This is a genomic window from Cyanobacteria bacterium GSL.Bin1 (assembly GCA_009909085.1).
GTDB lineage: Bacteria > Cyanobacteriota > Cyanobacteriia > Cyanobacteriales > Rubidibacteraceae > Halothece.
Genome location: JAAANX010000054.1, coordinates 1 through 5,427, shown reverse-complemented (window position 1 = coordinate 5,427; position 5,427 = coordinate 1). Strand labels below are relative to the sequence as shown.

The following is a 5,427-nucleotide window of genomic DNA, read 5'->3' as shown; positions in this document are numbered from 1 at the left end:
TTTTGACATTTTGATCGATCAGTGGCTCATTATTCTGATTCCCAGTTTACTTGATCGCGCTTTCCTTTCCCTCATCCCGATTAGGCTACTTCTCGTGCTTCGCGATCGCGCCTCTGACTACTATCATCTTTACTTGCTACGATCGCGCTTTCCTCTCTCTTCATCTACAAACCGATTCCCGAAGGCAAGTCGCTCTCGCGACATCGCGCAGGGAACACAGTTAGAAGTTCGACAATTTGCAGCCTGATTGTTGAGATTGCGCTTCCTACTAAGCTCATCTATCTTAATAATTGCGATCGCGCAAGTCGGTGCCGGCGGCGCATCGCGCCTTTACCTCTTACCAACCCAATTGCAGTAAAATTATTAATGAATATTGATATTGAAGAGGCTTAGAAGCGATTGAGACCAGATGACTCCTTCTTTTAAAGATGCCATCTCCTAATTATAAAATTTACTTAGATGCCTGCTGTTTTAACCGCCCTTTTGATGATTTAAGACAAACGCGAATTTATCTAGAAGCAGAAGCAGTAATGATAATTTTGCAAGAATGTGAACTGGGACAATGGCAGCTCATTAATAGTACAGCTCTCAAGGCTGAGTTGAATCAGATTCGTGATTTAGAGAAGTTACAGGCACTTCAAAAAATCTTGGAAATTGCTACGATCCAAGTAACTCATAATAATCAACTTTATCAGAGAGCTTTCCAATTTCAAGAAATGGGATTTAGAGCCTATGATGCGTTTCATTTGGCTAGTGCAGAAAGCAGTAAAGCTGATGTATTTTTAAGTACGGATGATCGATTAATTAAGAAAGCAAGAAGATATACTCAAAAAATTCAGGTTGCAGTTGATAACCCTGCACAATGGTTAAGTCAAGTTATTCAAAGGGAGCAAAATAATGATCAAAACTAAAGAAGAAATCCTTCGAGAAGGTTATAGTGCTTTAATCGGGTCTCTAGGTGCAACTGATACGATACGTTTCCTTCAACATTTTCGTTCTGGTCAAGGGGATTATACAAAAGAACGTCGCCAATGGCTGGATAATAAGTCTTTAATGGAAGTTTGGGAAGAAATGGAACAAGTTTCCAATGAGCCAAAATAATCACGCTCTTCATTCCCATAATCTACTCCGATCGCGCCTCTGATTACTATCATCTTTACTTGCTACGATTTTCACAAGAGCGAACTCAGAGGTTAAGATAAAATAAATACTGACCAAGTAAGTTGATAAGAACTTATGATGTCCACTAACGCACTGGCAAAAAAACTACAGTTACTAAAGCAAAAACGCAAAACGATAAGAAAAGAAGATACTGAGTATCTGACTGCTTTGTCTTATGCTAAACCTAAACTAGACAAAGATTATGAAAAAACTCATAATTCTCTCGTTAAAGAGATGGATATTCAACATCTTGAACCCCTTGATGATGAAAAAGATATTTTAGATAGAGCCGTAGAAATTACCCAATAAATCTTCAACATAAATTGATTTGTCTGAGTACGTTTTACGAATTTGTTTAGACCTTAATATCTGGTGTGCTGCTCTCCTCGCTGACAAAAAAGGAAAACAAAATACAGCTAGCCAGAAGCTAGTTAAGCTAGTTAGAGAAGGAAACTGCGTTTGGGAAGGGTTCAACTTCTCGCTCCGCCTTATTATTTCTTTTCCGATGCTGAAACGATTACGTTTAGTGTTGAAGCGTGATTTCAATTTATCAGCAGAGCTTACGAATCATTATGTTGGTTTAATTGAGCAGTATGCTTACCCTAACCCTCGGCTCATTTTAGGCGGTGGTGTCTTGCGTTTAGGCGACATTGAAGATGCTCAAGTTTTGGAGACAGCAATAGCAAGTCAGTGTGATTTTTTAGTTACTGCTAACATTAAAGATTTTCTCGACACTGATGTTGAAATTATACAGGAACAAAAATGGGCAGTTTATAAAGCTCCCGACCATGAAATAAATATTGTTCATCCTTTTCTAGCTGCTAATTGGCTACATCCCTGTTCCTAGTTCAGTTCTTTAACCCGATCGCGCCCTCCAACACCCGATCGCGCTTCCCTTCCATCCCCAAACAGCGATCACGCTCTCTCTCCCATCCCCAAAACAGCGATCGCGCCTCTGACTACCATCATCTTTACTTGCTACGATCGCGCTTTCCCTCTCTTCATCTACAAAGCGATCGCGCAGGGAACCCAATTAGAGGTTCGACAATTTGCAACCTGATTGTTGATTATCCCGCCCCTAATCTGAAAACTCGATTGCCTCTGGCAGTAACGCCAAGCGTAAATCGAGTCCTCCAAAAATAACTCGTTCAATCAAGTTAAACTAAACAAAGGAATAAATCGCGCCTTCCCTCATCTCCAAAAACCAATTGCTATAGGCAAGTAGCGAGAGCTACATCGCGCCTCCCAAAAAGGATAAGCCTTAAACCTCTTCACAAATTTGCTGTAACAAAATTTCATTGATAATAGTTTGATAGCCAATCCCTCTCTTGTTTGCTTCTTCTTTTACCCAAGCCAGCACTTTGGGATGGATTCTAATTGAAATTGGCTCATATTTTTCCTCTTGATTTTTAGGGGGTCGTCCTCTATTTTTTAAGTTAATTCCAAATTGAGATGAAATTGCTTCCTTAAATTGTTCATGTTCTTGTGAGGTAACGCGTCTTGCCCTTTCAAAGGGAAATTCAGATTCCTTGTTCATATTGGTTTCGCTCGCTTTTAGTTGCTTTCCTCGCACTTATAATCCTAATTTTTTCGTCACGAATTGTAAATACAGCAACGATTAGTGAACCTTTCTCTGTTTCTCCAATTGCCCATTCTCTTTCTTCTTGTTGAGAGTGCTGAGAGTCTTCTGTAAATAACAGGTAAGGATCAGCAAAAATCGTTACTGCCTCTAAGAAGGTAATACCATGCTTAACAACATTAGATTTCGCTTTGTTCTCATCCCATTCAAACTTCATTTCTAGTATATACTGAAAATTAATTCTTTGTTATTGTACAAGGATTAAGCAATTGGCAACAGATCGCTTAGTCTTTTGAGGTTATTCTTGATTGCGCCTTCCCCTCATTCCAAATCTTCTCGTGCTTCGCGATCGCGCCTCTGGCTACTATCATCTTTACTTGCTATGATCGCGCTTTCCCTTTTCCCTCCCTACTTGCGCTTGAGATTGCTTTTTGTAATCACGTTAATCTTTCAGTGGATTGAGAACGGTGAAGAAATGAGAGAACAACAACGTCAAAATCCATCACCAGCACGATTAAGGTTGCAGCAATTGAAGGAAGATCAATCGGCAGTTTCTTCCGCCAATGCCTTTTAAATATCTATTCGATGAAAATGTTGATCCCATTTATGTCCGTCAGCTGAGACGGCAATTCTCAGAGTTAGTGGTGCGAATGATTGGTGAGCCCGCTACTGAAGCAACTTAACGAGTATTTAAAAATTGCTCTGGATCAACTTGTGCTTGCTTCAAGATGGCTCGTAATGTTCCTTCTGGCAAATCCCCACCATGGTTAGGAATTGTTGTATAAGTATTTGCTTTTGGGTTATACCAAATTTCGTGACTGCCTGCTGCTTGACCAACGGTCAAAGCAGGCGCCTTCTGTGCCGACCCAACTGGAATCGAATTCCAGTTGGAAAGCGGCACCGCATTCCGCGGTTTAAGGAGGCGTAATCTTTGACGGTTAAATTGAAAGCCTAATTTCTTTAATTTTTTGACCACCTGTCGATATTTAAACCCTGCAAGTCGCCCCATTAAATTCCTACAATTAGCGGGTATTCCAAAGTATCTGTTACAGGAGTTAGCTGATCACTATTTTGAGATTCAGCTTGAGCTTCTAATAATTTCTTCGCCACATCACGAGCAATTTCAATGGTTTCAGTTACTGTACGCCCTTGAGCAACTAAACCAGGAATATCACTGGATGTAGCCAAATACACTCCTTCTGGTAACTTTTCAACAAAGTATCCGTGGGACTCCCCCACCTCGGGACAGGTGGGGGAGGAAAGCGGGTGAGTCGATACCGCTCGTGCGGTTGAGACTCACATCTTCTTAGGCTACACAGAAGCCATTTGACCTCCTGATTAGCGTTGTTTTTGACACCGAAAACTGCCCGATTCGCTTCCATTGCCAGTCATACAGCGACACAACTTTATTGACTTCGCTGTAGCCTCCAATGTAGCCGATCGACTCGGTTTTACCTTTAGTAGCACGAACTAAGTCACCCACCCTAAAGCCCCAAGGGGTAATGGTTCCGCCTTTGCGCTTCCTAACTCCGTTTTTGCTTGGAACCTCAAAGTGAAGCTGGCGACGAAATACGCCGTACTCCTTGCCACGCTTGAGAGCCCCAGGGCGAGTGATGATACGAAACTGAGAATTGGTTATAGTTACCTTACCCTTCCAAGTTTTACCGTGACCACGAGAACTGTGAAAACGCCGAAATTGAATGAAATAACCGCACGCCAAAGCAACACCGTCAACAGAATGGGTTTCGGGCTTGGCTTCAGACTTATTTTCCTTGTCCTTCACTAGTCCTAATGCAGTGCGAAGCTGAGAAGTGCCGTTGCCGTCTTTCTGCCAGCCCTCACGCACATAAACCGGAGCTATCTTTTCTAATTCTGAGATACAAAATTGCTGTCCAATCATCACGGGAGAAAAGCCCTTACCAGAACGCGCACCCTTGCGCCCACTGGTCAGATCTACATCAGCCCTTACTTTCTCGTAGCCAATGGCGGTTATGGGGTAAATGGTGGCAATCTCCTTCACCACTCGAATTTCCAGTTGTCTGGATGCTCGAATAGAGGGGGCTAGCTTTTTGCCTCTGCGATTATTGAACCGCTTTTGGCGATGATTTCTCAGTTTGAAGGGCACATCCCGATTAATGCGTCGGGAACGACGACTACGACGCAATAAGCGACGTTGATCCATTCGGGTTCGTACCCTGCCAAATGGCAAAATGAGATGTAACTGGAGCAGTGTGCATTTTGCCGACTGTACCCCAACCCCTGAATAGGATTTTCCTGGGTCTAGTCCAGCCACGACGGGTTGAGTTTCAGTTCCTGATGGTTCTTCTAGCAACTGAACGTAGTACAGGCCCAAATCGCTCCACTTGCCAACGGCACGACCTGACTCTACCCATTTACGAGCTCGACTGGGCTTGGTTGGCATCAGTGGTTGCCCGTCTTTGGAAACTACGGGAATTCGGTTCATAGGAGAAAATCCCTCCGAATCAGGTTTATGTCTCTTACGCCACGGTTAACGCTGTGTCCTGGACTAACCCAGTTGGACGAGATTCCGCCCCCTTACATCTAATCCAAACTAGAGAAACATCTGGAAGTGTTTACTCGTTAACCGCTCATGGCTCTATTCGCAGCTACGGGAAGGTGATCTCTCCCCACTCCCCCACCTCACGAAGTAGGTGGGGGTCATTGAA

12 protein-coding genes are annotated in these 5,427 nt (G+C 43.0%); 7 read left to right on the top strand and 5 right to left on the bottom strand.

What is annotated here, in order from left to right; genetic code table 11:
* From GVY04_05880 to GVY04_05855, 6 genes are all read left to right on the top strand, one after another.
* On the top strand, window positions 1-247 hold a 247-nt coding region (locus GVY04_05880), incomplete at its 5' end, for a hypothetical protein (protein ID NBD15678.1).
* 181 nt (window positions 248-428) lie between these two features.
* A complete protein-coding gene (locus GVY04_05875) occupies window positions 429-911 on the top strand; it encodes a PIN domain-containing protein (GenBank protein ID NBD15677.1) in 483 nt (160 codons plus the stop codon).
* Window positions 901-1,101, top strand: coding sequence for a hypothetical protein (locus tag GVY04_05870; GenBank protein ID NBD15676.1), 201 nt, complete (start codon window positions 901-903; stop codon window positions 1,099-1,101). Before GVY04_05875 ends, GVY04_05870 begins: the two co-directional genes overlap by 11 nt.
* Before the next feature lie 135 nt (window positions 1,102-1,236).
* Entirely contained in the window at window positions 1,237-1,470 is a 234-nt protein-coding gene (locus GVY04_05865) for a hypothetical protein (GenBank protein ID NBD15675.1), read from the top strand.
* Window positions 1,471-1,489: 19 nt separating this feature from the next.
* Window positions 1,490-2,008, top strand: a complete 519-nt coding sequence (locus GVY04_05860; protein NBD15674.1) for a PIN domain-containing protein — start codon at window positions 1,490-1,492, stop codon at window positions 2,006-2,008.
* Complete coding sequence (locus GVY04_05855) at window positions 1,987-2,304, top strand: hypothetical protein (protein NBD15673.1); 318 nt, start codon at window positions 1,987-1,989, stop codon at window positions 2,302-2,304. Before GVY04_05860 ends, GVY04_05855 begins: the two co-directional genes overlap by 22 nt.
* A 118-nt stretch (window positions 2,305-2,422) precedes the next feature.
* Here GVY04_05855 and GVY04_05850 read toward each other — a convergent pair whose 3' ends face one another.
* A complete protein-coding gene (locus GVY04_05850) occupies window positions 2,423-2,698 on the bottom strand; it encodes an AT hook motif protein (protein ID NBD15672.1) in 276 nt (91 codons plus the stop codon).
* Window positions 2,682-2,957, bottom strand: coding sequence for a hypothetical protein (locus GVY04_05845; GenBank protein NBD15671.1), 276 nt, complete (start codon window positions 2,955-2,957; stop codon window positions 2,682-2,684). The genes GVY04_05850 and GVY04_05845 overlap by 17 nt, the downstream gene beginning before the upstream one ends.
* Window positions 2,958-3,044: 87 nt before the next feature.
* Between GVY04_05845 and GVY04_05840 the strand changes: the two genes are divergently transcribed.
* Window positions 3,045-3,314, top strand: a complete 270-nt coding sequence (locus GVY04_05840; GenBank protein ID NBD15670.1) for a hypothetical protein — start codon at window positions 3,045-3,047, stop codon at window positions 3,312-3,314.
* 105 nt (window positions 3,315-3,419) lie between these two features.
* On the opposite strand, the gene GVY04_05835 is transcribed toward GVY04_05840, so the two are convergent.
* The 3 genes from GVY04_05835 to GVY04_05825 all read right to left on the bottom strand — a co-directional run bounded on the left by GVY04_05835 (window position 3,420) and on the right by GVY04_05825 (window position 5,204).
* Window positions 3,420-3,749 (bottom strand): addiction module toxin, HicA family, encoded by a 330-nt coding sequence (locus GVY04_05835; GenBank protein ID NBD15669.1) that lies wholly within the window; start codon window positions 3,747-3,749, stop codon window positions 3,420-3,422.
* Window positions 3,749-3,979, bottom strand: a complete 231-nt coding sequence (locus GVY04_05830; protein ID NBD15668.1) for a DUF1902 domain-containing protein — start codon at window positions 3,977-3,979, stop codon at window positions 3,749-3,751. Before GVY04_05830 ends, GVY04_05835 begins: the two co-directional genes overlap by 1 nt.
* A gap of 67 nt (window positions 3,980-4,046) precedes the next feature.
* The gene (locus tag GVY04_05825; protein NBD15667.1) at window positions 4,047-5,204 is read right to left on the bottom strand and encodes a hypothetical protein; all 1,158 of its coding nucleotides are present in this window, start codon (window positions 5,202-5,204) and stop codon (window positions 4,047-4,049) included.
* Window positions 5,205-5,427 lie beyond the last annotated feature (223 nt).

Coding starts and splice junctions, on each gene's coding strand:
- GVY04_05865 (NBD15675.1), top strand. CDS start 1,237: ATGATGTCCACTAACGCACTGGCAAAAAAACTACAGTTACTAAAGCAA.
- GVY04_05825 (NBD15667.1), bottom strand. CDS start 5,204: ATGAACCGAATTCCCGTAGTTTCCAAAGACGGGCAACCACTGATGCCA.
- GVY04_05875 (NBD15677.1), top strand. CDS start 429: ATGCCATCTCCTAATTATAAAATTTACTTAGATGCCTGCTGTTTTAAC.
- GVY04_05850 (NBD15672.1), bottom strand. CDS start 2,698: ATGAACAAGGAATCTGAATTTCCCTTTGAAAGGGCAAGACGCGTTACC.
- GVY04_05845 (NBD15671.1), bottom strand. CDS start 2,957: ATGAAGTTTGAATGGGATGAGAACAAAGCGAAATCTAATGTTGTTAAG.
- GVY04_05835 (NBD15669.1), bottom strand. CDS start 3,749: ATGGGGCGACTTGCAGGGTTTAAATATCGACAGGTGGTCAAAAAATTA.